This is a genomic window from Acinetobacter sp. TG2027 (assembly GCF_000302435.1).
GTDB classification, from domain to species: domain Bacteria; phylum Pseudomonadota; class Gammaproteobacteria; order Pseudomonadales; family Moraxellaceae; genus Acinetobacter; species Acinetobacter pittii.
Genome location: NZ_AMJN01000057.1, coordinates 1 through 25,986 on the forward strand (window position 1 = coordinate 1; position 25,986 = coordinate 25,986).

Consider the following 25,986-nt stretch of genomic DNA (forward strand, 5'->3'; position numbering starts at 1 on the left):
CCCAGAACCTGTTTCTGGTGAAAAAACTTATCGTATTATTATTGATGAGTTACCAAAACCGATTGATAGTCGTAAAGCTGATCAAGGGGTTAACGTACTACTACGTTCGTCATTACCTGTATTTGTTGTCAATAAAGATGCAATTACTAAACTGAATTGGTCAATACAACAAGAACAAAATAACGCTTATCTCACCATAAGTAATGTTGGTAATCGACATGCGCTTTTAAATAACTTAATACTTGTGGATACAACAACAAATAAAAGCTATCCCATTAAAGTAAACACCGTGAATGGTTATATTCTTGCCGGGAAAGCGAGAAATTTTAATATTAGTCCTGATTTTAAATTTCAAGCAGATCATAAATATAATATTTCATTAAATATTAACGGTAAGCAAACATCTCTTTAAAGAGGCACATATGAAATATATCGTAAGTGCCTTATGTGTTATGTACTTACCGATTCATGCTGCTGCTGAATCATTACAAGATAGTACCAATGCTGTCTTACCAAGTATTCCGGAAGTTCCGAATTCTGCTCATCAGGCCTTTGGTTCTGATCAGGGATATATACAGCTATTTTTAAATATTTCTGTTAACTCAAATATTTCTAAAGATTTAATATCGATACGGCAAGATCAAGATAGAAAGCTATATATTCGCTCTCGTGACTTAAAAACTTTAAGACTAAAAATAGATGAACATATCCCAGATAACCAGTGGGTGTGTATTAATGATCTAAACGGAATCCAGTTTAAATATCTCGAAAATGAGCAGTCTCTAAACTTAAAAGTTCCGTCGAACATGTTAACGGGTTACTCAGTTGACTTAAGTGGTCAGCAGATCACTAGCCCGCGTTTGCTAAAGATGAAGCCCTTAAACGCGGCTATTCTGAACTACAGCCTGTATCAGACTATGACCAATGATGAGAACGTTTTCTCAGGTACGGCTGAGGGGATCTTTAATAGCTTAATCGGTAACTTCTCATCAGGGGTTTTATATAACGGTAGTAATGAAACTAGCTATAGCCATGAAAAATGGGTGCGCTTAGAAACTAAGTGGCAATATGTCGACCCTGAAAAGATCAGGATATATACCCTAGGGGACTTTATTCCCAATAGCCCAGATTGGGGAAGCAGTGTCCGTCTTGCCGGTTTTCAGTGGTCGAGTGCTTATAGCCAACGCGGGGATATTGTCACCTCGGCACTCCCGCAATTTTCTGGCTCGGCAGCATTGCCTTCAACCCTAGATTTATATGTCAATCAACAAAAGATTTATTCAGGGTTAGTCCCATCTGGTCCATTTGATATTAAACAGCTTCCATTTATTTCAGGAAATGAAGTCACACTTGTGACTACCGATGCAACTGGAAAGCAGAGCATTACCAAAAAGCCGTACTATTTTTCATCGAAGATTCTGGCAAAAGGCATTAATGAGTTTTCAGTAGATGTGGGGGTTCCACGTTATAACTATGGACTCTATTCAAATGATTATGACGATGCCACTTTTGCCTCAAGTGCGATTCGATACGGCTACAGTAACTCACTGACCTTAAGCGGTGGAGCAGAAGCTTCAACAGATGGCCTGTCGAATCTCGGCACAGGATTTGCCAAGAATGTTTTGGGGATTGGCATGATCAATGCCGACATTGCAGCGAGCCAGTATAAAGATGAAAACGGCTATTCTGCCTTGTTGGGTTTAGAAGGGCGCATTAGTAAAAATATTTCATTTAACACCAGTTACCGTAAAGTACTTGATAACTATTTTGACCTAGCCCGTGTATCTCAAGTGAGATATTTAAAAGATAACCAGATCAATGCCGAGTCACAGAACTACCTGAACTACAGCGCACTGGCAGATGAGATTTTTAGGGCAGGGATTAATTATAACTTTTATGCAGGCTATGGGGTTTATCTGGGCTATAACCAGATTAAATATAGCGATAACTCCTATAAATTACTGTCTACCAATTTAAGTGGAAGTCTGGACAAGAACTGGGGTTTTTATGCATCAGCATATAAAGATTATGAAAACCACAAGGACTATGGAGTTTACTTTGCGCTGAGATATACACCGTCCAGTAAAGTGAATGCGATCACGAGTGTATCTAGTGACAGCGGTAGCCTACGGTATCGCCAAGAAATATTCGGTTTGTCAGAACCACAAATTGGTTCATTTGGCTGGGGTGGTTATGTTGAGCGAGATGAGGATGCAAATGAAAACAATGCATCTGTCTATGCCTCTTACCGTGCCCGAGCAGCTTACCTGACAGGGCGATATAACCGATTGGGGGATAATGATCAGGTTGCAGTTTCGGCGACAGGATCACTGGTTGCGGCGGCGGGACGTATCTTTGCGGCTAATGAAATTGGAAACGGCTATGCGGTTGTAACTAATGCCGGGCCACAAAGCCAAATTATAAATGGCGGGGTCAATTTGGGAGAAACTGACAAGTCTGGAAGATTTCTAATTCCTAGTCTTATGCCCTATCAAGTGAACCATATTTATTTAGATCCATCGTATCTTCCTCTGAATTGGAATGTTAAATCTACAGATCAAAAAACAGTCGTAGGTTACCGTCAAGGAACGTTGGTTGACTTTGGTGCTCATCAGGTTATTTCAGGATTAGTGAAACTGGTTGATCAAAACAACTCACCATTAATGCCAGGTTATACCGTTCGAATTAATGGTCAGCAAAATGGGATAGTTGGGTATGACGGTGAAGTGTTTATTCCAAACCTGTTAAAACAAAACAAACTTGAAGTCGATCTTCTAGATCATGGCTCCTGCCAAGTTGACTTCACTTATAACAGTAATCAGTACTCAACTAAAAAATTGGGACCTTATGTATGTCATTAAATATTATGAATAAGGCTCAAATAGAGAGCTATAAGTTTTTTCCATTGTCTTTAAAATACTTTGTAGGCATTTGCTTATTTTATCTCGTTTATGCTTTTTTTAGTCCGGCGCATGCAGCTTGTACGGTAAGTGGAACCACAAATAACACTTTTACCTACACAGCAGCAAATATAAATAGTGATGCAACCGTAAATCTTTCAGGAACAATTACTTGTACGAATTTAGGACTTCCCCAGATTTCTAATTTCATGTGTATGAAAACCGTATTTACGGGAACCACAAATGCAATTAACAGTGTTTCATTACCGTATACGGTTACTGCAACTGTAGGCGGAGCTGGGTCTTCTACTACAAATCAAACCTCCAATGTGTGGTATGGCCCAGTACCAACAGTCGCATCAAATAATATTGTGAGTTACTCGGTAAATATAAAAGTACCAGCTCGAACGGGGTCTCTCATTGCATACCCTCAAGGAACATATACGGCTTCGGTTCGGTTGTATTGGGATATGGATCTTTTGGGTTTGTCATGTGGTGATTTACTTGGTGGCTGGGATTCAGGCGATACATTGCTAACAGCAAACTTTGTAGTCCCAAGTCTGTGCCAATTAAACTCAACCTCAACTGTTGATTTTGGAAATATCAATGATATTAGTACAACGAGTCGTGATTACACAGCGCAAGGGGCAGTGAATACAACCTGTAATTTTGGAACGCCATATAGTATTTATTTAGGGGATGGAAACAACCGTATTGCTGGAGGCTTTAGGCGTATGATCAATAGTAATAATGAATTTATTCCCTATCAGCTATATAAAGATTCTAACTATAGTACGGTATGGGATGCCACGGGAGGCGTAACCAATGTTGGGGGAACAGGGGGAGTCTCAAAAACAGGTACAGGAAGCGCTCAAACGACTACAGTTTATGGAAAGATTCCGCAAGGTACTGCCATCGCAAGTAGACCTGGTGTCTATTCTGATAGTGTTGTCGTTACGGTGACTTATTAATCTTTCAAATTTATATGAGGAGTTCTTTTTATAGCAGAGCTCCCTATAATTCAAAGTATATTGCTTAAAAATTGTTAAGATATAAATAATAAAAATCAAATAATTCTTAGCTTTCGGAACTTGTTCGTCATCAAAAACAGTTTGACTTAAAAAAGTATTCTGTATATTTATTGATTAGTTCTAAAAAAGAACTAGATAAAAGGCAATTAAAAATAAAGGTGAATAAATGTCGAATATTATTTTGCATCAATGGGAAATTTCCCCATTCTGTCAAAAAATTTCAAGGGTTTTGAAATTTAAAGGAATTCCATTTGACACAGTTAACTATAACGGCATTCTTGGAGCGAAAGTTCCTCTACTAAGTAAGGTGGGCAAAGTACCTGTCATTGACCATAACGGTCAGAGGATTCAAGACAGCACTCGAATCGCACGCTATCTAGATGAAGCCTTTCCAGACACACCTCGGCTTTACCCTGAAGATCCAAATCAAAAAGCTCTTGCTGAACTTTGGGAAGATTGGGCAGATGAATCTCTTTATTTTTATGAAGTCTATTTACGCGTAAATGACTCAGAAGCTTTAGAAGAAGCGATTTGCATTAGTAGCATTGGTCGTCCAGCTTATGAAAAGCCCATGGTAAAAGGTTTTATTTTAGCCGAGTTAAAAACGCAGCTATTCTTTCAAGGCTTAGGACGTATGAAAGCTGAAAATGTTGAAGAAGAATTTATCCGACATCTCGACCGTATTGAGCAGGTTTTGTCACAAAGTGAATGGTTAGTTGGAAACAGCCAAACCATTGCAGATATAGCTGTAGTTGCTCAACTCGGCGAAGTGATCCGCACCAGTAAAAAATTTAGTAAAGAAATTTTGAATCGTCCGTTTATTGCATTATGGTATAAAAAACAAACAGGGTGAAATGTCTATGACATCAGCAACACTAGATAAAAAACAAGATTGTGCGGTTGTTATTGGCGTCGGGGCATCACAAGGTATTGGTGCAGCGGTGTGTCGTCTTTTCGCCAAAGAAGGCTTAAAAGTCTATGTTGCTGGACGTACTTTCCAGAAAATTGAAGCAGTGGCTGCCCAAATCCATTCCAATGGTGGAGATGCTGTAGCGTTTCGTTTAGATGCAGAAGATATACACCAAGTACAGGCCCTATTTGACACCATTACAAGTCAAAACGAGAGCATTACTGCTGTAATTCATAATGTAGGAGGGAATATTCCTTCCATCTTTTTACGCAGCCCATTGTCGTTTTTTACTCAAATGTGGCAATCAACTTTTTTATCGGCCTATTTAGTTTCTCAAAGCTGTCTAAAAATCTTTAAAGATCAAAATCACGGTACGCTTATTTTTACTGGAGCGAGTGCATCTCTACGCGGCAAACCTTTTTTCGCAGCTTTTACAATGGGGAAATCTGCCTTGCGAGCTTATGCCTTAAATCTAGCCCAAATCTATAAGTCACAAAGCATACATATTGCTCATGTGATTATTGATGGAATGGTCGATGGCGATAGAGTAAATAAAGCATTATTTGGTTTAGGGCGGTTAGCTCGTCTTACGCGTGGCACTGGCGGACTTAATATTGATGCAATTGCAGAAAATTATTGGATGCTTTACCAACAAACACCTCAGCTCTGGACACATGAGTTGGATTTACGCCCTTATCAAGAAAAATTTTGAGAGACTAAAATGCTAAAAAAAATATTTCAAAAATTTCAAAAAAAGCAGGGCTGTGTTGTAGTGGCTGGTCATGACCTTCAACTGATTGAGCGTGATTTTGTAATTCTAGATAAAAACGCACATTTTCCATTACATCTTTATCAGGTTATACATGATTCAACTACGCAAAAGATGAAAATTCATTCTATAAATGATGGCGTGACAGCAGTACATTTAAATTTAGTGAATGCAGATCACTTAAAATGCTTATTGCGTTATATTTCAAAACACGGGCATACCATTGAACTCTGTGTATTTCAGCCGAGTTTTTCATCTTCGCCCAATATCGAAGCTTTATCTTTAGAAGAGATTGAACACAGTTGGCAGACCACAGGTTTAAGTGCAGTGAGTATCGCTCAAGCTGTGATTAAGCCGATGCTTAAACAACAGCGGGGCACAGTTATTTTTCTTGGCGCACCCTCTAATCACTCGACCCATTACGATGTGTTAAGCCAAAGCATGTTTGCTAGCATTCGAGCTTTATCGCAGTCATTGGCGAGAGAGTTTCAGCCTAAAGGTATTCATGTTGCTTATTGCATGGTTGAAAAATGGGAGGGGCAAAATCAGCACTTTACCTCATCTCTCAAACAAGTATGCCAACACATCTATCAGCAACCTGATTCGGCATGGAGCCAAGAACTCAGCCTATCTTGAAGTTTTACTTTTACATGTTGTTAAAATACAGTACTGAGTTGAGATGATCATAGAACAATAATTTCGGTAGGTTTTTAAATGGTGAATATAAAGAGTTTTCAGCGAACGGTTCAAGTAGTGTGGACCTTGGCAGCTTTTATGTGTTTTCCTCCACTCGCGCAAGCTTCACAATACACTCAAACTGCTCGTTTAGTTAACGAACGCTTATCTTATATGAAAGATGTAGCGGGTTATAAAGCAGAGCAGCATTTACCTATTGAAGATTTAACTCAAGAAAAGAAAGTTCTCGATCAATCGCTTTCTGAAGCTGAATCTTTTGGCTTAAATAGCGAAACAGTAAAGCCATTTATTGTGACGCAAATGAATGTTGCCAAGGCCATTCAATACCGTTATCGCGCAGATTGGTTATCGAGTCCAGAAAGCAATTGGAAGCCACAAGATTTAGCAGAAGTACGATTAAAAATTAGTTCTCTAAACACTGAACTTCTAAAAAATATTGCCGTTGAACTTAAGAGAAATAACAACAAAGCGCCTCATGGCTGTAGCTATATGTGGCCTGTTCAGCATTCTCAACTTAAAGACGCTGACAAAAAAGCTTTATGTGAGACATTAAATAAAATCAAGTTAAGAGAATGAAAAACAATAATTATTTAACTGTTTTCTAGCCAATATCACATTGACACCCAAAACCTCTCCGATTATCCTTTGCCTGCTGGCCACATTGCCAGCCGACTTTGACAGGTCGGATAGCCAACGCACACGAAAAAGTCTCTCTTTTTTGTGGGCATCCCTGCGTGCCCCCTCTGCGGTGGAACGGGAGGGGGACACCTTCGGGTGTGCTGATCTTTTGGCTATCAGTCTGTCAACCTTCTCTCGTTTCACCACCATTATTTGACAGTAATGCGGTGAAATTTCTTTATAGCCAAAGGAGTTCGCTCATGCGTACTATTTCTTCTTTACTGATCTTTGCCAAAATCTCTCTATTCATTCCATTTAAACAATCTTTAAAACGGTTTAATCGACTCTAGGTTTTGCACCTAAAGAATCGTTACGACTAAAAAATCATAGCAACAATAAATCTGAGATAGGCGAGCACACCATTATTTGTGCGGCTTTTGCATGCCTGTTTTTAGCGCTCATTTTAAGAGTGACGGCAATTCTATCTCTTTCACTTACAACAAAAAATTATTTTATACGGTATAAAAATGCCAAATTTAGAAGCATCATTTAGAGCACTTCGCGTACTACACGCGGCAAGAGATTTGTTTAATCAATATGGGTTTTACATCGGGATTGACCGAATTATTACGGATGCCAAAATTCCCAAAGCCACTTTTTATAACTACTTTCACTCCAAAGAAAGGCTCATTCAGATGAGCTTAACTTTTCAAACAGATTCATTAAAACATGAGGTGTTTTCAATTATTCATTCGTACCGCGAACTTATGATGTTTGATAAGCTCAAGAAAGTTTACTTTTTACATGCAAACTTAGAGGGCTTTTATCGTTTGCCATTTAAAGCCATTTTTGAAATTGAAAAGCTTTATCCAGCAGCTTATACGATCGTCAGCGACTATCGAAAATGGTTCATAAATGAAATTTATAAGTTGCTTTTAACCGTAAAAGCGACTGCTACAGTTGAAGATGCCTACATGTTTTTGTTTGTGATTGATGGGGCAATGGTCCAGCTTTTAAGTGCAAATAAGATCGATGAAAGAGATAAATTATTAGAATATTTTATGTCGACGCTCGCTTAGATTGGTTAGTACTCTAAGGTTTAATTCTTATAAAAAAGCCCTCCGAGGAGGGCTTTTTATTCAATTTGGTTTAGCTTTAAAAATCAAAAGATGTTTGTAGATAGAACGTACGTGGTAGTCCTACATACTTACCGCCTGTAGAGTCCGTTGAGCGAGTAAAATATTGCTTATCAAAGACATTTTTGATTCCGCCTGCGATTTTTAAACCTTTAACTTGTGAACTTAAGTCATAAGAGGTACGTAGCGCAAAAGTGGTATAACCCGGAATATCTCCATATTTACCATCAGCAGTTTCTTCTGTTTGATAGACATTACTATCTGGAAGATCTGGTGAATGCTGCTTAGATTGAGCAAACATATCCGCATTTAAAGACCATTTATCTACTGTGTAACCTAACCCAACATTACCGACATGACGTGAGTAAAACGGTAGGTCTTTATCTTTGAATTGACCCGCTTCAGCCACTGCTTTGGTAAAAGTATAGTTTCCATATACTTTTAAGCCTTCCAGTGCATCAGACAATTGACCGAAATCATAACTAATACCCGTTTCGACACCTTTATGGCTAGTTGCCCCTAAATCTGTCCAGATTCCGTTATTGGCAGCATCACGAACCAATGAAAGCTCTTTATCAAAGTCTAGGTAGAACACCGTAAATTCGGCATTTAAACCATTGCCCAAATATTTGGTGCCAATTTCATAGTTATTCGACTTTTCAGGATGTAAGCCTTCGGTTGTAGCCGTTGCGGTTGTTCCTTCAAGACGTGCCAATTGACTGTATTGCTGTGGCCCGAAAGATACACCAGCGTTTGCAAATATATTCCAATTTTCATTTGCTGAGTACATCACAGACAAACTTGGTAAAAATTCGTCTGAATCAATGTTTGGATAAACAGTATTAGCTTGTCCTTTGTTATAACCTGTGAAGTTATTATGGGTTTCAATTGATTCAAAACGAACACCTGGTGTGATGGTCCAGCGGCCGAGTTCCATACGGTTGTCGATATATACAGCATGAGCTTTAGTACCGCCTTCGCTGCTACTACGCGGAGCAAAATCTGGCACTGATGAACCTGCCGCATAAGATGCAGTACGTCCTGCAAATTCAGAACTTTCTTCTTTTAAATAGCGATAGCCAACCGTTACTTCATTTTGAGTATTACCAAGTTCATAAATACGTGAGTAACGCGGTTCAATTGCATAGACTTTATAATCACGTGGAGCAGAATCGAGACGCTTTTGCCCATTCGCTAGTGTAGTCTCAAGATTACTAGTACGGAAAGAGTCGATGTAGTAACTCAAAACTTCGAAGTTATTTTTTTCATCTTTATGGTTATAACGTAAAGAGACATCTGTGCGTCGACCTGCAAAATAGTTTTTTTCACCAGAAGACTGATAAGGGTTTTCAGCATATTGCGCTTGAGTTAAACCCTCTGGCATTTCGCCTCGACCTTCATAATGATGCAAATTTAAAGCAACCGAGTCTTTATCATTAAATTGATAAGCAGACTTTAGCATTACGTCATCGATATCAATTTTATTGTTAGCTTCTCGATAACCGTTTCCTTTGGTCCCTGAATATAAAAGGGCAAGGCCTAAACCATTATCTAAAGTTCCACCCACAAATAGATTAGGGCTCAGTTTTACTTGGTCAGTACCAGAAGCATATTCTGAAGTTAGGCTAACAGTTCCGCTAAAATCTTGAGGAATTGAGCGAGTCGCAAAGTTAATAATTCCGCCTACGTTTTGAGGTCCAAAACGTACCGAACCTGCACCGCGCACAACGTCAACTGACTCAATATTACCAATTGAAACAGGAGCTAAAGATAACTGTGGCTGACCATAAGGTGCAAATGAAAGTGGAACGCTGTCTACTAGAACTGTTGAGCGAGGTGATAGGCGAGATGCTAGACCACGAACCCCAATATTGAGTGAAACATCACTACCACCTGTTCCGCTGCTATCTTGAGCCTGAACTCCAGGAACTTGCTTTAGAGCTTCGCGCAGTGAAGTTGCCGCCGTTTCATCTAAACGCTTACGGTCAATAATAGTTCGAGCGCCAGCATGTTTGTGAACAGTTTCTGCATTTGCTTCTTCTAACCAGTTACCTTGTGCCTTAATAGTAATAGTCGGTAATGCACTAGTGGTTGTATCTTCGGCATGTGCAGGAAGTGCGAGATAAGTACACGCAATTCCGATTGCATAGCTAAGTGTAGAAACTTTGAACTTAAAATTTGGGAGTAAAAGAGCAGATGAGCGGTCCATGTTGATGTATCGAAATCCTAAACGATAATTATAATCATTATAGCGAAAAAGTAACAAAATTTTATAAAATGGTTTATGTTTTTTTTTAAAATTTTAAACTTTTTCTAAAAGATTACTTTTGATAATAATTTCAAATAGCTGACTATGATTTAGATATAAATAATAAGATTCTAGCTAGACATTGGCTGTTAAAAGATGGAAGCCCTCTTATGTGCAGCCACGTATAATTTCTATTTAAAGACACAGTAAGTATAAAAGTGATAGGGGGCTCAAAAGTACACTATTACAAACTTACAGTAGATAATCAGGTAATAAGTTGAGTTTAAAGGCTATTTGTGTGAAATTGAAAATAATTTCATAAATATTTTTAATTAAAATCAAAGAATTATTAATTTTTATTGAACATTTGTTATAGGATTTTTATATTAAATTATTGTTTTAATAATCAATAATCATTATTATTCGCGCTAATATTTACATGAACACACAAAATATATATGGAATTTATTAAGTCTCGCAAGAAGATTGCTAAATCAGCAATAGCTTCTTCATTATCAATTGTAGCTACAACTGCAATGGCTGCTCAGGAAAATTCTGTAGCGCTTCCATTAATTCATGTCCAAGCAGATGCAGAAGTTGCACAGAGCCTTAAAGTTGATAAATCGGCTAACTCTAAATTTGTCGCACCTCTGTTAAATACACCAAAATCAGTTTCAGTAATTTCAAAACAACTTATTGAAGATACCAAAGTAAATACTTTAAGCGACGCACTTCGTACTGTACCAGGCATTACCTTAGGTGCTGGAGAAGGCGGTAACCCGAATGGGGATCGACCATTTATTCGTGGTTACAATTCAGAAAGTTCGATGTACGTTGATGGTATTCGTAACTCATCATCACAAAACCGTGAAATGTTTGCTATCGAGCAAGTTGAAGTGACTAAGGGGTCTGCTTCTTCTATGGGTGGTGCAGGTTCTATTGGCGGTAGCATCAATATGATTTCTAAAGTTGCTAAAAAAGGTGACTTTTTAGAAGGCTCTGTACAAGCAGGTACCGATAATTATCAACGTATCACATTAGATGGTAATAAAGACTTCGGTAATGGTACTGCTGGTCGCGTTGTTCTTATGGGGCATAAAAATGAAAAAGCGGGTCAAAGCGATGGCGCTGAATACAAGCGTGTAGGTATCGCACCTAGTATTACATTTGGATTGGATACACCAACACGTGCAACTTTAAGTTATTACTACTTAAGATCTGATGACACTCCAGATTCAGGTGTTCCATATAATTACGATACGGCTAAAAAGGCAACTGTTGGTAAGCCTGTTGATGTTAAACAAGGTATTTACTATGGTTTAAAAGGTCGTGATTTCCAAAAACAAGAAAATCATATTGGTACTTTTAAAGTAGAGCATGATTTAAATGAAAATCTTACTCTTGCTAACACCGTACTCTACAGCAAATCAAAAAATGATTACCTTTGGACTCAGCCAGATGATTCAAAAGGTAATGTAGCAAACGGTAAAGTTTGGCGCCGTATTAACTCTCGAATTACTGACACTGATATTTTCACCGATCAATTATCTTTAAGAGGTAAGTTTAATACTGGAGCTATCAAGCATAGCTTTAATGTCGGTGCAGAATACAGTGATCAAGAGTCAGATAAAGGTAGCTACACAACAACATATCCGGGGTACGCAGGTTCTACAACGGGCGGTTTTAATAGTGATTGTGCTATTAATGATGCATGGTGTACTTCATTAACTAATCCTAATTCTAAAGATGCGTGGTTAGGTGGTCGTATCGCCAATAAAGCAACTACGACAACGACTACAAAAAATACTTCTGTCTATTTATTAGATAATATTGAGTTTAATCCTCAATGGTTACTTGATTTAGGTGTTCGTTGGGATAAGTTTGATACCGAACAGGTGACAAATGCCACTGGCGCTAAAATCGAGAGTAATAAAGATTTTGTTACTTACAATGCAGGCGTAACTTTCAAACCTACTGAAAATGGTAGTATTTATGCAAGTTATGCAACTTCTGCTAACCCTGTAGGTGTTGATGGCGGTGATGGTTCTGAGTCAATCGGTCAAGCTTATATGGACCTTAAACCAGAAGAAAGCCAAACCATTGAATTGGGTACAAAGTGGAACGTTCTAAACGAAAAACTTAATTTAACTGCTGCCATTTTCCGTACAGAGAAACAAAATACACGTATTCAAGTTGACTCAAGCACTTATACGAATGGCGGCGATAGTAAAGTTGACGGTATTGAACTTTCAGCAAACGGAAATATCACTGATAAATGGGCTGTGAGCGCAGGTTACACCTACTTAGATAGTGAAAATACTGATCCAGGGCCAAGTTGTAGTCGTGCTGGTGTATGTAATCCAGAAAATGCAGCTAAAGGTAAGCAACTTCCAAACGTGCCTAAAAACTCTGCAACTTTATGGACTACATATAAAGTATTGCCTCAAGTTACTGTGGGTGCTGGCGCTTTCTATGCTGACAAAGTATATGGTGATGCAGCTAATACAAAATGGGTTCCTTCATATGTTCGATATGATGCAATGGCTCGTTATGACGTTAACAAGAATGTTAACTTGCAACTTAACTTAAATAACCTTTCTGATAAGCGTTACTTTACTAAAGCATATGCTTCACACTATGCAACTGAAGCAGAAGGCCGTAGCGCAGTATTATCAGTTAACTTTAAATACTAATAAGTTTAAAAATTTATTAGTTTGAATAAGTAATCTAAAATAGCCTCAATATGAGGCTATTTTATTAATTAAAGCTATTTTTAAAGGTATCGCCGTGATTCACCATATTCCTAATGTACTTAATAAAGACCAAGTCCAGTTTTTCCGTCAAGAAATGGACAAAGCAGAATGGGTTAATGGAAAGGTCACTGCTGGTACACTTTCAGCTACAGTAAAACATAATCAGCAATTGCCTGAAGAACATCCTCTAACTCATCAACTGAGCAATATCATTCTTGATGCTTTAGGAAAACATCCATTATTTCTATCTGCCGCAATTCCCCTAGATATAATCCCACCATTATTTAATCGCTATGAAAATCATGAGTCTTTTGGTTTTCATGTAGATAATTCAATACGCCTAATACGTGGCAGTAATCAGCGTTTAAGAACAGATTTATCGTGTACGGTTTTTTTAAGTGAGCCAGAAGAGTATGAAGGTGGGGAACTCGTAATTGAAGATACGTATGGATATCATGAGATTAAATTACCTGCTGGTGATATGATTTTGTATCCATCTACTAGTCTACACGAAGTCACCGCTATTACTTCAGGCTGTCGTATAGCGTCTTTTTTCTGGGTTCAGAGCATGATTCGTGATGATGCAGAGCGACATATGTTATTTAATCTAGACCAAACTATTCAAAACTTACGTATGCAACTAGGTGATGATCATAAAGAAGTTTTGAACTTAACCAATACTTATCACAACTTAATTCGTAAGTGGGCTGAGGTTTAAATAACAAGGCGAGTAATTAAGTAGCGTAGATTATTTATAGGTTACTTATAAATATTTACTTCAATATTTAACGCTTTTTCATCAATTTTTTTCAACAGGCATTCTAGTAGTTCTTCTACTTTTTCATCATATTCAAAAGGATGAGATTTTCCAGTTTTGGTATTAATAAGATTTAAACTAATTTTATTAGAGGCTGGTCTATAAATCCCTCTATTACTTTTACCCAAAACAACTCTTTTAATTAATTTTCTATGTTCGAGTTCCGCTAAAGTACGATATGTCGTGGCTAGACTAATTTTTAAATTTTTCTTTTGAGATAGTAGGTATATTTCTTCTGCAGTTATTCCCTTATCGTTCTCATGTAAAAAACGAAAAATAGCAACTCGCGAAGGTGTAGCTGATAAACCCGTTTCCATTAACGCTTGATGATAATCCATTTAGTTCCTCTGCTAATGGCTTCTTTACATTTAAATTGATTACTAAGGCTTTTTTAGTAGCAGGTAAAAAAATCTATTTGAAAACCAATGATATTAGGCTTAATTGTAAACCATTCGGTATAAAAAGTATTATGATAAAAAGTAAAAATACTAATAGAAATAACAAAAGTTAGCAGTCGATTCTTTTTTAGAAGCTCATATTTACCATACCATTAAATTTTTAGACTCTCATGACTGAGTTCTATTTTGCTCAATGATCTCTGTTAGCTTTTCACATGATTGATTTACTTTTGCTATAGGTGAGAGGCTGCAATACCTATGAATTGAGAGCTGTAAAGATGAAGGAAGTGGCATTCCTAAAAGTAACATTTAATAAGCCCTCCGAAGAGGGCTTCAAATTTATTTAAAGTTAGGTTGATTTAAGATTTTGTAGACCTTTTCTTTATATACATCATTAGAAATAACGCCTTTATCTCGCTGTTGTTTTAGCGATTTAAACTGTTGGCCACGAATTTCTCTTTGAATACTCACATTATCATGATGTCTAATGTAGTAAAGACTACGCTCATGATCGCTCATATTCACTGTTTCATCAGTAAACGAAGAAGGCTTTGCTTCATTTTCTTGATATTGTTTTGCAATTTCAAAAAAATCTACGTTTTGAGAATGAGGGGAATTAAATGAATTTTGTTGTTCAGTCAGCTGATGGTTCTGAGTGTTAGTATTTACTTCAAGCATACTTTTATGCTGGTTAAATCTAGGGCGGTTATATTCTTGTTTCGTTTGAAATGTGTTTGTTTCAGCAAAGATGGAAGAAGAAAAAAGCCCAATATTTAAAGATAAAAAAGTTAATAAAAATCTATTCATTTCTTTGGGAGTCCAATTGAAATTGAGTAAATTACTGTATTGTAACATTAAAATTTAATTTTTGAAGGTTTGACTTCAAGAGTGCTTGATCAACTGGTAAATAATAACATCTGTAGCGGAGCGTAAAAGCCAATTTAAAAAGGCTTTTTACACTCATTTTTTTAAGATCGTTTTGAATATTCTTCTTTCAATTTATCCAGAAAAATAAAGAGGTTTTGATTCATTTCTTGATAGTCGTGATTTCGTAATTCTTCACGAGTATTCACAAATTTATAATTGTGAGCGTCATTTAACTCGACTTCTGAATGTTGAATCAGCAATTCAACTACTTCTGAAGTTAATTCCATATGACATTGTAGGCCATAAACTAATGGAATATTCAATAATCTGTCTTGGACAGCCTGCACTAAAAGCAATAATTTTTGCGTTGGGAATTAAACCCGGCATGTCATTATGCCAATGGCCAACTTCGGTCATTTTTCCTAAGTGAGAAAACTTAGAATGTGTTATTCCGTATTCTGTAAGCATAATTGGAAATTTACCAATTTCTCGCTCAGGGCTATGTTCAAATTTGGCACCTAAAGCTTCACCGATCAATTGAGATCCTAGGCATACCCCAATAACCACTTTATTTGCTTCAATTGCTTTTTTAATCATTGCTTGTTCAGCTAATGAATTAAAGTGAGGGCACATATCTAATGTAGTATCGGGACATTGTGGACCACCCATTACAATAAGAAAGTCGATGTCTTCAACAGAAGTTGGCAAAACTTCATTTAAATACACTCTTGAATAGGTAATTTTGAAGTTATTCATTTTGCCCCAAATTTCATATGCGCCAGGCGCTTCAAAATCTTCATGAACAATAAAATGTAACCGCATAAAAATCCTTAAAATCTAAACATTAATAGGTAGATCATTGGTTAAAAATCAAGAAAATATTAAAAGTAGAATAGGGCCTTTAATACATCCAGTTTTGAAAACTTATATGGGCCAGCTTTATTTGTTTTTAAAATACATGCGATATATTTATTGTTAAGTTAAACTAAATTATTCTGGTGTGACAATAGCAGTTCAATTTGTTAAATTGTGTAGCTTTTATCAAAGTGGACAAAATTTATGAAGACATTTTTAGTTATATCTTTATTGGGTTTTGGGTTGATTGGTTGTGCTTCATCTCCATATAATTCTCAAGAAAATTATTTGAATAAACCTCCAATAGTTCCAGAGAATAAAGCTTTTAATCGTTTTAACACACCTGAACACGGGATTTTTACTGATCGAGATGTCTATAATATAAATATATCAGAAAATTCGAATCTAAATTTTCGTTATGAAGTTCCTTTTTAAAGAAAAATAAAATATTAACTAAAAAGGACGGAGCAAAGGTGGCTTAACACCTTTACTAACTCATAATAATCAATGATTAATACAACCTTTTGGGTGGTTTTTTAAATTTTAAACTGTTAAATTTTAGTTATTGAAAACAAGGTATTTTAAATGAAAAACTTCACTATTGTTGCTTCTTTATTTTTATTAGTTGGGTGTGCTACAGGTCACAAACAAGTCACTCCTACGCAAGTGGCTGATAATAAAATTATTTCAGAGGCTGAAAAATATAAAAAACAATACCAAAAGAAAATTTATAAAACCTGGGATATTCCCAAGTCTTCTACAGGTATGAGTGCAAGTGTTAAAGTCTTTTTAACGGACACTGGCGAAATTGAGCAAATTATCTTTTTAGATAAAGAAGAGCAAAAATTTAAAACAAGTATTGAAAAAGCTATCTGGCGTTCTAGTTCATTTGTTTTACCCTCTAATCCGGAGGTAAGAAAGCAAGCAAGAAAATTCAATATTAAGTTTCAGGTAAAATAAAAGAAGATCTTACTAAAAATGAGGTGCGAATTTAAGGGTTATACGTTTGTATTAAATTCGCCCCGTTGTTATAAATATCTGTGGTATTATTTACTTTAAAATTTTGAGGCTGCAGAAATATTAAATATATTAGTTAATATTTTTTGATAAACAAAATATAAAAATTAATAACATTTTTATCAAAAAGTTAAAGAAATAAAACTTTAAATACATGGCGAATTAATATACAAGAATATGTAAATCTAGAAGTTTATCAAGAAAAATTATGAGTGAAGTGAAGAAATCTTTTAAAGAAAGTAAGACAACATCAGTTGTAGCATGGGTTGTGATTTTGTTTGGAATTGTCTTAGGCTTGGCTTTTATTTTGTCATATGGGCAAGTTGAAACTCGAAATGATAATTTAGACATTATTCAAGTGTGGTCTAAAGAAATGGTCACTGTTGGTCTTTTTATTATATTTAATGGACTACTTTTCGGTTACTTGTTTTTAAAAATTAGTAGTATTTTGAATCACCTTGAAAACAATAAAAATTAAAAAATATCTTAGTAAATTAATATCTTGTATAAGTATATTTCATCTAAAATGGATGGTAAGTTAGTATTGGAAGTATTGCTCATCTATAAAAATAAATTGAAAGAAAAATTTTCAAAATCTTCTTTTATTTTGGTATTTTATGTTGCATGTTTCGCATTTTTAAATGTTTTTGATAAGTAATTTACTATTAGCTTTCAAAAACCTTGTATTTCTTACATTTAGTTGATGAGTTTTACCCTATCTTACATAAAAAAATAATAGTTTAAAGAAGTATATAAATATACGCATGAGAAGATAGGAGGTTAAGATGCCAAAATATCTAGCAATAGCAGATAAGGTTTATAAAAAAATTAAAAATGACAACTTGTTTTCTGATGATGTAATAGAAAATTTAAATTGTTTGGTTGGGCTTATTCGTAATGCGATAAAAGGTACTGAATTCAAATTAAAGTATAATTTTATTAATTTTGAAGACTGCTTAACCAAGCCCATCGAGCAATGCTCGGTAAAAGTTGATTTTAGTCTTATGCCTAAGTTTGATAATGAAGGTGAGTTTATTTTATGGCTTGCAGGATTTATTGAAAGAATCACTGAGGGAGGTAAAGCCAAACTTCCTCCTATTTCTCAATTGGTCCCTCAAGGCTTTAGTATGGGAAATGAAAATATTCCAGTAACTACTTTACCAGTAAAAGAAGAAAATGCAGAAATGATTGTTAATTATTTTAAATCAGATGATTATATTAAAAATAATAAACTACCTTCTTAAAATATATAAAAGTTATAAGCCAATTATCTCTATCAATTTAGAGCTTAGTAACCGCCTTCGAGGGCGGTTTTCTTTGTTATATGTATCTTAAAGTGTCTGTTACATAAATGATGATTGTTTCATGTTGAATGTATCTGTTAATTATTTGAGCATGGTATGAGACAAGTGAAGTAAAGGATAAATCTCATGATAGATGAAGAAAAACCCTTAAATTTTGATGATGATGAAGAGCCTCTTGATTTTGCAGATGAAGAATTTATTGATGATAAAAAAGAGGATGAGTTGTATAACAGCATTACCAAAGATGGCTCTAGTGTCGATCCGGCAGATGATGGTGAGCGACATATTCGACCTGAAGATGGCGATCCCATAGAAGTCGAAGAATAATCTATAGCCCAATTTTATATTGGGCATTTTAATTTTTAGCTTATTTGGTTGAACAACAACAAACCCTAGATGTTATTCAAAAATTATCATTAATGACTTAAAAAACACGAAAGTTAAGCAATGAGTCTAGAGATATGAGGCTATATATTTATTAAATTCTTATTCTCAGCCAGAAGTAAAACTATGAGTAATTATATTTATAAATTTGCCAACCAAATCAAATATAACGCTGTACCACCAATTAATGACGTTTTGCTCGCTTTTAGAACATTGAAAGCAATACCAGGTGGATTAACGTTATTGTCAAAAGTTGTTAGCCGTGTTGCTCCATATTTTCAAACAGTAAATCCAATTATTCAAAAACTAGATGCTGACGTGTGTGAAGCTTTCATCAAAAAGAATAAATCAGTCGAAAATCACATAGGAACAGTTCACGTTATTGCCATATGTAATGGATTAGAATTTGTTATGGGTGTACTAACAGAAGCATCTATTCCTCAACATTTAAGATGGCTACCTAAAGGCATGAACGTAAATTATGTCGCCAAAGCTGATTCTGATATTAGAGTCGTCGCAACAATTGATGAAGAATGGAAAGTTGGCGATATGCAAATAAAAGTAAATGCCTATAGAGCAGATGGACAGCCTGTAGTTCAAGGGTATATTACACTTTGGGTTACAGAGAAAAAGTAAGATAACAGAGGATTAGATGCAAAAAGTATTGGATTATCTTTGCAAGCTTTTTACTACTCAGTCTCGGTCACGCGCTGCTACGAATAGCTCGATTGCTACAGCAACAGACAATGGTGATGAGGAAATTGGTTTTGCGGTAGATGAGATGTCTCTGAGTCAGGAAGGGGTAAATCATATTTGTAATTTTGAAGGATTAAGACTTAGTGCTTATGATGATGGCGTAGGTGTCTGGAGCATTGGTTATGGCACAACCAGATACTCAAACGGTTTGAGCGTTCAAAAAGGTGACACATGTACTCTTGAGCAGGCCAAAGCATATATGCAGCATGATTTGAAAATATTTGAGCGTGCGGTCAATGGCGCTGTAAAAGTTCCTTTAAAGCAAAATCAATTCGACGCATTAGTCTCACTAAGTTATAACATCGGGGCAGGAGCCTTTAAAAAATCGACCTTATTAAAAAAATTAAATTCAGGTGATTACAAAGGGGCCGCAAACCAATTTGATGTATGGGTAAACGCAGGCGGTAAGCGTTTGGCTGGATTAGTTAGACGCCGCGCTATTGAAAAGAAATTGTTTTTAGGATCGTAGAGTCTTTTTAATTTTTATAGGCTTTTATCAGAAAAGCCATTACGATCTTTAATAAAATCTAGGCATAAAAAAAGCCTGATGCTACGAATCAGGCTTCAGTATTCATCGACAATAGGAGTTGATGAACAAGACCAATCTAACAGACCTGTTCAGTAAAGGCAAACCGAGGCTTGAATTGCTGAGTCAGATCAAAGTAATTTTTCCAAATTACACGCATTAAAAAAGCCCTTGCTCGAAAGCGAAGGGCTTAGTCATTCATTGATCTACCAATGAACTATATAAGGCTCATCTCATACTAAGTTCAGTATATCTGAAATTGGAGCAACTGAGAAGAAAACCTTATAAATACCTTTTTTATTCTATTTGAAATTAATTTATTTGGGCGTATAGCAAGTTACATCATTGGTAAATCAATACACAAAACTTGCACTTTGCATTTTTATGGATGTGGTATTTGTGTAGGCTCTGATTGGCTTAGGGAATGAAACAATAGCTATCTTTTAACGGTTCAATATAAAGTTTGAACATATTGAAGACATCAGGAGCTAGATATAAGCAAGGAAGTAAATATGAATTTGATTAGATTAGAAGAACTTTCATTGATGAGTAATGCGGTTTGAACACCCCAATTGAACAATTGGCCATGTATACAATCATCAATTACGGCCACTGCTTACGTTAATAAGAATACAAACAGTTTTTCTGGACAATCTGATAAAAAATTTTATAAAGAATGGAGTAAAGCACAAAAGAAAATACTTAAAAGTATTCCGAGTAATGCTGTTTTACTCAGCATTAAAGAGATTGTGTAGTTTAGACACGAGCCAAGTTTATAAAGATATAAATTACAAGGATAAGCTATTAGCTAAATAACTTTACGTAGGTACACTTGTTAGTCATAACTTATTCTAGAGATATTAATAATAAGCAAATTACATAAGGTAAGGCAGAAAATAGAAAATAACAAAAAAGGGCAATTCTGTAGAGGTAATTTTTATGGTTAATCTTCATCAGAAATCACTTTTTGATGTTCTGACTCAACATCAAGCTTATCTATATCGAGCATCTTCAAGATCGGTCAATGAACTTCTTAATTTATTTAATTCCGAAACAGTTAACATGCTTACTAAACTAAGTAACTTGTTAGATGAGCTAAATGAAAAGGAAAAAACCGCATTGGCGGGTGGGCTTTACTCAACAGCCCCATTAAAAGAGATACGTGCACTGATTTCTCAGTGGTTTAATACTACTAACGATATGCTCATTGAAACTTTTACCATCTCTGCTGTGGCATTGGCTGTCTATGAAGCCAAATATATGTCAAAAGTTTTTGGTGGCACACATAAAGAATTAAAAGGTGAACAGCTCTATAAAGCTGCTAAACGTGTTCCTTTAGCAGGTGGAGCATTGGTGGATGAGTTACTTTCTACAATTGCCGAGGTAGCCCGTCAAAGAGTTGAGTATGCAATTCGGGATGGCCTCAATACTGGAGCGACGAATCAACAAATTATTCAAAGGATTCGAGGGACTAAACGCCTTAAATATGAAGATGGACTATTAAATAGCACTAAGATTGATATTGAACGAACTGTGCGTACGATTCGAAGTCATATATCCAATCAGGCCTATTTAAACAGCTATAAACAGTTAAAGTTTGCATATGTCAGATTTGTAAGTGTTCTTGATGGTAGAACCTCAAAAGTATGTGCAGCCCTTGATAGCAGTGTTTGGAATATCAATGACCCTACAAAAAAAGTTCCGCCTTTGCATCCTCATTGCCGCAGTATTCTAGTTCCAACTCATGAAGATGGTCAGCTAGTCGGTAGCCGAGCCTTCATTATGGATGAGAGAAAATTTAGGGATATTCCTAAAAATGAACGTGAACAATTAATTGGCCAATTAGATGCAAATATGTCATTTAAAGAGTTTTTTAAACTAACAGATGATTTCTTTCAAAAAGAGTGGTTAGGGCCTAAAAGATATCAACTATATAAAGAAGGACAATTTGACTTTGATAAGTTTTTTGATCCAGAAGGACGGTTATATACACTTGAGGAGCTTAAAGAACTTGATGAGCGAGCTTTTAAAGTATTGGGATTGTGAGAGAGAGTAGAAGTATTAGAAATAGGATTTTTATCTTGAACAACTTTTTTAGTTTTAACTAAATACACACACTTAAACAATTAGTTGAAAAAAGTTTCAATAATCTAGCCAGATAGCATGTTAAGTTTTCTCAATCATAAAAATTTAGAAAGGATCAAAACATGAAATTTTCCTACCAAGATCTTGCTGGAAATAATATTGAAGTGGAATGTGAAAGTTATATTCATATTCCATCAGGAGCAGCTGTAAAATCTACAGAAGCTGGCAATTACCACATTACTGAAAATTTCAGCTTCTATAAAAAAACTGAAGCTGATTCTGTGCCCATCTATCGATTTGCTATTGATCGTAATTCTAATGTTTTTAATAGCGATGAACTGCCAGCATTAGCTCAAATTGGTAAAGACTGGAAAAATTTAGACTAGTCTTTAACTCAGCATAAAGTCCTCAGTCGAGGGTTTTTAATGTACTTTAAATGAGTTATTTCTTTTTAAATACAAGCGTTAAGCCTATTAAAATCGCAATCATTCCTATTAAGCCTGCAAGCGGCAACTTATTTTTTAAAATTAAAAAATCTAAAAGTGCAGTAACGACAGGCACTAAATAAAATAGGCTTGTTACATTTACAAGATTGCCCTGATTTAGAAGACGGTAAAGTAAAAGTTGAGCAACTACAGAAATTAAAATTCCAAGGAATAAAACCGAAATAATGAGTTGTGAATTCCACGTTATTTCAAAATGTTCAAATGGAACTATAAATAAACAAACTAGAAGGCTAACTATATATTGGAGCGGTAAGACATCTGTTGGGGCTTGTTGAATGTTTTTTTGCATGATGGCACCAAAAGTTATACAGATCAGTGCTGCTAAGGCAAAGAATATTCCGATTGGAGCGATAAAAGACATAGTTAAGCTTTTCCACACTAAAAGTATGAGTCCGGCTAAAGCAATCAATAGACCTAATAATCTCTCTTTTTGTAAATTCGTTTCTAAAAGACAAAGCGTCAAGATTGGCTGTATTCCCATGATTGTGGCCATTAAACCAGGGGTGACTCCGTGAGCCATGGCTTTAAAATAACAAATTGAATAACCTGCAATAATAAGGAGTCCAGTTAATAAAACTTGCTTTCGAGTTCCATGCTTAGGTAAAAGTCTTTTTCTAAAAATAGCAATTAACAATAGAACAGACAAAGCTGTGGCAAAACGCAGAATTAATAATGCTATAGGTGAGGCACTGTCGAGTCCCCATCGAGTAAAAATCGCAGCACTTCCCCAAAGTAAAACGAAAGTGGATGTCGCACTTTGTGATGCAAGCATCTGTTTATTTAGGCGCATAAAGCCTCCTCCTAGTGCGTAATACCTAAGAAATACGAAGTGATAAAATTGTTAGTAAGGACAGTGATTAACGAGTTATTCAGTTGTTAATCAATTCACCGTTAGCGACGTTAAAAATAAATTGTTTTAACTTCTTATAAGCTCAGTATGAAAGAGACAATAAATAAAGAAAAGCGCATAATTCTTTTATATACTATTTGAAAATCGAATAGATAAATTCTAATGACTTTAAAAAATTTACAGATTGATTGGCTAAAGTGTTTTGTCACCGTAGTAGATACAGGCTCTTTATCAAACGCAGCACCTGAGTTATATCGGTCACAGTCAGCTGTTAGCATGCAACTAAAAAAACTTGAAGAAGCCCTACATTGCCAACTTTTAATACGAACGCACCGACAAATTGAATTAACGTCTCAAGGACAGCTACTTTTAGGTTATGCGCGCCGTATTCTTGACTTACATGCAGAAGCCCAAATGGCTTTTCACGGAGATGAGCTGAAGGGGCGTATACGCCTTGGGGTGCCCGATGATTATGCTGCAAAATATTTAACGCCTGTACTTAAGCGTTTTGCTCCACGTTATGGAGGTGTTGAAATTGAATTAATTTGTGAGCAGTCTACTTCGTTAATACCACGGGTAGAAACTGGGGATATAGACTTGGCATTAATTTCGAGAGATAACGCTCGTCAAGGAACACTTTTATTTCATGAACCAATGGTGTGGGTAGGCTCTCCACAGTTTGAACTCTGGCGAGAAGATCCACTCCCAATTGCAGTTTATGAAAGTACAAGTCAAGCCAAAAAGAGTGCGATTAATTCTTTGGCCTTACAGGGACGCCGTTATCGGGTGGTATACAACAGTTCAAGTTTAGCTGGTCAAATTGCAGCGGTGGAAAGTGGTTTAGCAATTGCCGTGTTCACACAGTGTAGTGCACCTGAGCATTTAACTATTTTAAGTGCTGATCATGGCTTAGGACCTTTAGAACCTATGGAGGTCGCTGTTTACCGAAGCAGGGCATCTTTGGAGTCTAAAGCTGTAGATCACTTATATGACTTACTCCTCAAAACGCTCAGGCATTCAGTTAATATTTAATTTAAGTTTATTTTAGGTGCTCGGCTTTGAAATTGTTGAGTTAAATTTAAATGAGCACTTAAAGTCAAAACTAAATAGCTTTACATTTTTGCGCTAAATCTACAAAAAAGCCTAGAAACCTATGCTGATCGTAAAACTAATAAAAAGTATTTATTAACTCATCAATCTAAACAATTCATGAGGTGAAACATGACAAAAATTATAGCGACCTTGGGTTTAGCCGCCTTTATTTCTTTAAGTGTGAGTGCTTGCCAAGGTGAAAATGACACAAAACAGCAAGATAAAACCACAACTCCTCATTCAATGGATAAAGATTCATAATCTTGATGAATGCTTAAAGCCCATCGTAAGATGGGCTTTTTTATATCTTTTTATTTTTGTCTTAAAGTGTGATTTGTAACTCAAAAGATTTATTTTTAATGGCACTGTTCAAAATATGTTGACTAATACACTTGGTTTTAAATATATTTAAATTCGACACTAATTATTTTAAATAGAACTCTATATTTAAAGTAAATTGGTTCAAATATCCTCAGATCAGAAATTTAACCTTTAAGTTTGATTATAAAAATATTAACTAATCAAGGAGGTAGGTATGGACGCTAAATTTCATTCTGAAAATGAATACGGTTTTATTTTAAATATATTGAACAACTATGTCGTCATAAAGAAGACATTAAAAGATGATCATTATCCTTATGATTCATTCGGTTATCTTCTTGCTCTTTATCAACCACTAAAAGTCTATATTCCTCAGCTTCCCCATCCAAAAATTTATATTGAGGTTGGTGGAATTTCTTATGACAGAATCATTGTTATGCAAACCGAGGATGAGGCAGAAGCCATAAATATTTTATTGAGTTTAGGACAACTTGTTGCCTAACAATGAAATGATATTTAAATGCTGAGTTTAATTTACTTAAGAAAAAGCTTTCTTAAGTAAATTCACGAAAAAATAAAGGCTATAAAATAGTTGTTGGAAAAGAGAACTTAAAGAAATTTTTTAATGTTACTATTTATTCTCATTAAACAAAGATCCTAATAAGATACAAAAAGCCACAAAAGCTAAATCTATAACTTTAAAAGAATTTGTTTATATAACTAAGAATATTAAAAAGTAGGTAATCGTCATGAAAAAAATACTTTTAACTGCATTGGCTGGATTTGCTTTATTAGGAAGTAGTGCTGTGATGGCTAAACCAGATGCTGCTTTATTAAAAGAAGCAACAAAAAATGTAGTCACAGTGTCCAAAGTAAAAACTTTGGCTGATGAATCTGGAGTAACTTTAACTGGTACGATCGTAAAGCATATTGCTGGGGATCATTTTGAGTTAAAAGATGCTACGGGTTCAATCATAATTGATATTGATGATGACTTATGGAAACCTCTTGAACTAAAAGCAGGGGATAAAGTACGTGTCGTTGGTGAGGTAGATAAGCATAGAGTTAAGCCTACCGATATTGAAGTTTTCCAAATTGAGCGTGTTAAATAAAAGCTAATGTTTTAAGTAAATATTGTTCAAAACCA

General features: G+C 35.6%; 27 protein-coding genes and 2 pseudogenes. 24 read left to right on the top strand and 5 right to left on the bottom strand.

Annotated elements, in window-relative coordinates; translation table 11 throughout:
• The 8 genes and pseudogenes from B806_RS0117690 to B806_RS0117725 all read left to right on the top strand — a co-directional run.
• Positions 1-412 (top strand): annotated as a pseudogene (locus B806_RS0117690) (molecular chaperone); the annotation flags it as partial.
• 40 nt (positions 413-452) lie between these two features.
• Complete coding sequence (locus tag B806_RS0117695; protein WP_081400466.1) at positions 453-2,861, top strand: fimbria/pilus outer membrane usher protein; 2,409 nt, start codon at positions 453-455, stop codon at positions 2,859-2,861.
• Positions 2,852-3,871: a spore coat U domain-containing protein gene (locus B806_RS0117700; protein WP_017386760.1), complete on the top strand. Its 1,020-nt coding sequence runs from the start codon at positions 2,852-2,854 to the stop codon at positions 3,869-3,871. The genes B806_RS0117695 and B806_RS0117700 overlap by 10 nt, the downstream gene beginning before the upstream one ends.
• Before the next feature lie 226 nt (positions 3,872-4,097).
• The gene (locus B806_RS0117705) at positions 4,098-4,784 is read left to right on the top strand and encodes a glutathione S-transferase family protein (RefSeq protein WP_017386761.1); all 687 of its coding nucleotides are present in this window, start codon (positions 4,098-4,100) and stop codon (positions 4,782-4,784) included.
• Between the two features lie 7 nt (positions 4,785-4,791).
• Positions 4,792-5,553, top strand: coding sequence for an SDR family NAD(P)-dependent oxidoreductase (locus B806_RS0117710; protein WP_017403304.1), 762 nt, complete (start codon positions 4,792-4,794; stop codon positions 5,551-5,553).
• 9 nt (positions 5,554-5,562) lie between these two features.
• Entirely contained in the window at positions 5,563-6,246 is a 684-nt protein-coding gene (locus B806_RS0117715; protein WP_017386763.1) for an SDR family NAD(P)-dependent oxidoreductase, read from the top strand.
• A gap of 78 nt (positions 6,247-6,324) precedes the next feature.
• Complete coding sequence (locus tag B806_RS0117720; RefSeq protein ID WP_017403305.1) at positions 6,325-6,882, top strand: chorismate mutase; 558 nt, start codon at positions 6,325-6,327, stop codon at positions 6,880-6,882.
• 569 nt (positions 6,883-7,451) lie between these two features.
• On the top strand, positions 7,452-8,003 hold the full coding sequence (locus B806_RS0117725) for a TetR/AcrR family transcriptional regulator (protein ID WP_017386723.1): 552 nt from the start codon (positions 7,452-7,454) through the stop codon (positions 8,001-8,003).
• Positions 8,004-8,079: 76 nt separating this feature from the next.
• Here B806_RS0117725 and B806_RS0117730 read toward each other — a convergent pair whose 3' ends face one another.
• Positions 8,080-10,269, bottom strand: coding sequence for a TonB-dependent siderophore receptor (locus B806_RS0117730; RefSeq protein ID WP_017386724.1), 2,190 nt, complete (start codon positions 10,267-10,269; stop codon positions 8,080-8,082).
• Positions 10,270-10,766: 497 nt separating this feature from the next.
• Between B806_RS0117730 and B806_RS0117735 the strand changes: the two genes are divergently transcribed.
• Together B806_RS0117735 and B806_RS0117740 are read left to right on the top strand one after the other, a co-directional pair.
• Complete coding sequence (locus tag B806_RS0117735; RefSeq protein WP_017403306.1) at positions 10,767-13,001, top strand: TonB-dependent siderophore receptor; 2,235 nt, start codon at positions 10,767-10,769, stop codon at positions 12,999-13,001.
• 94 nt (positions 13,002-13,095) lie between these two features.
• On the top strand, positions 13,096-13,779 hold the full coding sequence (locus B806_RS0117740) for a Fe2+-dependent dioxygenase (RefSeq protein ID WP_005073730.1): 684 nt from the start codon (positions 13,096-13,098) through the stop codon (positions 13,777-13,779).
• Between the two features lie 41 nt (positions 13,780-13,820).
• Here B806_RS0117740 and B806_RS0117745 read toward each other — a convergent pair whose 3' ends face one another.
• From B806_RS0117745 to B806_RS0117755, 3 genes and pseudogenes are all read right to left on the bottom strand, one after another.
• Positions 13,821-14,216, bottom strand: coding sequence for a transcriptional repressor (locus tag B806_RS0117745; protein ID WP_005073733.1), 396 nt, complete (start codon positions 14,214-14,216; stop codon positions 13,821-13,823).
• Between the two features lie 399 nt (positions 14,217-14,615).
• Positions 14,616-15,131: a hypothetical protein gene (locus B806_RS0117750; protein ID WP_031944603.1), complete on the bottom strand. Its 516-nt coding sequence runs from the start codon at positions 15,129-15,131 to the stop codon at positions 14,616-14,618.
• Between the two features lie 113 nt (positions 15,132-15,244).
• Positions 15,245-15,965: pseudogene (locus B806_RS0117755) on the bottom strand (type 1 glutamine amidotransferase).
• A 237-nt stretch (positions 15,966-16,202) separates the two neighbouring features.
• Here B806_RS0117755 and B806_RS0117760 point away from each other — a divergent pair.
• The 10 genes from B806_RS0117760 (at position 16,203) to B806_RS0117805 (ending at position 22,456) form a co-directional block, all read left to right on the top strand.
• Positions 16,203-16,433, top strand: coding sequence for a hypothetical protein (locus B806_RS0117760; protein ID WP_017386728.1), 231 nt, complete (start codon positions 16,203-16,205; stop codon positions 16,431-16,433).
• A gap of 150 nt (positions 16,434-16,583) precedes the next feature.
• Entirely contained in the window at positions 16,584-16,958 is a 375-nt protein-coding gene (locus tag B806_RS0117765) for a TonB C-terminal domain-containing protein (RefSeq protein ID WP_017403307.1), read from the top strand.
• A 265-nt stretch (positions 16,959-17,223) separates the two neighbouring features.
• Positions 17,224-17,493, top strand: a complete 270-nt coding sequence (locus B806_RS0117770) for a hypothetical protein (RefSeq protein ID WP_017386729.1) — start codon at positions 17,224-17,226, stop codon at positions 17,491-17,493.
• A gap of 307 nt (positions 17,494-17,800) precedes the next feature.
• A complete protein-coding gene (locus B806_RS0117780) occupies positions 17,801-18,259 on the top strand; it encodes a hypothetical protein (protein ID WP_017386731.1) in 459 nt (152 codons plus the stop codon).
• 186 nt (positions 18,260-18,445) lie between these two features.
• Positions 18,446-18,646 carry a hypothetical protein gene (locus B806_RS0117785; RefSeq protein ID WP_002114613.1) on the top strand — a complete coding sequence of 67 codons (201 nt, stop codon included), beginning with the start codon at positions 18,446-18,448 and terminating at the stop codon, positions 18,644-18,646.
• A gap of 183 nt (positions 18,647-18,829) precedes the next feature.
• Entirely contained in the window at positions 18,830-19,339 is a 510-nt protein-coding gene (locus B806_RS0117790) for a hotdog fold domain-containing protein (protein WP_017386732.1), read from the top strand.
• A gap of 16 nt (positions 19,340-19,355) precedes the next feature.
• The gene (locus B806_RS0117795; RefSeq protein WP_017386733.1) at positions 19,356-19,928 is read left to right on the top strand and encodes a lysozyme; all 573 of its coding nucleotides are present in this window, start codon (positions 19,356-19,358) and stop codon (positions 19,926-19,928) included.
• A gap of 629 nt (positions 19,929-20,557) precedes the next feature.
• A complete protein-coding gene (locus tag B806_RS20130; protein WP_227504995.1) occupies positions 20,558-20,740 on the top strand; it encodes a hypothetical protein in 183 nt (60 codons plus the stop codon).
• 184 nt (positions 20,741-20,924) lie between these two features.
• Positions 20,925-22,031, top strand: coding sequence for a minor capsid protein (locus tag B806_RS0117800; protein WP_017386734.1), 1,107 nt, complete (start codon positions 20,925-20,927; stop codon positions 22,029-22,031).
• A gap of 161 nt (positions 22,032-22,192) precedes the next feature.
• Positions 22,193-22,456, top strand: a complete 264-nt coding sequence (locus tag B806_RS0117805) for a hypothetical protein (RefSeq protein WP_017386735.1) — start codon at positions 22,193-22,195, stop codon at positions 22,454-22,456.
• A 55-nt stretch (positions 22,457-22,511) separates the two neighbouring features.
• On the opposite strand, the gene B806_RS0117810 is transcribed toward B806_RS0117805, so the two are convergent.
• Positions 22,512-23,366: a DMT family transporter gene (locus B806_RS0117810; protein WP_017403308.1), complete on the bottom strand. Its 855-nt coding sequence runs from the start codon at positions 23,364-23,366 to the stop codon at positions 22,512-22,514.
• A gap of 222 nt (positions 23,367-23,588) precedes the next feature.
• On the opposite strand from B806_RS0117810, the gene B806_RS0117815 reads away from it, so the two are divergent.
• The 4 genes from B806_RS0117815 (at position 23,589) to B806_RS0117830 (ending at position 25,951) form a co-directional block, all read left to right on the top strand.
• Positions 23,589-24,458, top strand: coding sequence for a LysR family transcriptional regulator (locus tag B806_RS0117815; RefSeq protein WP_005073761.1), 870 nt, complete (start codon positions 23,589-23,591; stop codon positions 24,456-24,458).
• A gap of 189 nt (positions 24,459-24,647) precedes the next feature.
• The gene (locus tag B806_RS0117820; RefSeq protein WP_002114618.1) at positions 24,648-24,779 is read left to right on the top strand and encodes a hypothetical protein; all 132 of its coding nucleotides are present in this window, start codon (positions 24,648-24,650) and stop codon (positions 24,777-24,779) included.
• 274 nt (positions 24,780-25,053) lie between these two features.
• Positions 25,054-25,341 (top strand): hypothetical protein, encoded by a 288-nt coding sequence (locus B806_RS0117825; protein ID WP_017386738.1) that lies wholly within the window; start codon positions 25,054-25,056, stop codon positions 25,339-25,341.
• A 247-nt stretch (positions 25,342-25,588) separates the two neighbouring features.
• Positions 25,589-25,951 carry a NirD/YgiW/YdeI family stress tolerance protein gene (locus tag B806_RS0117830; protein WP_017386739.1) on the top strand — a complete coding sequence of 121 codons (363 nt, stop codon included), beginning with the start codon at positions 25,589-25,591 and terminating at the stop codon, positions 25,949-25,951.
• Positions 25,952-25,986 lie beyond the last annotated feature (35 nt).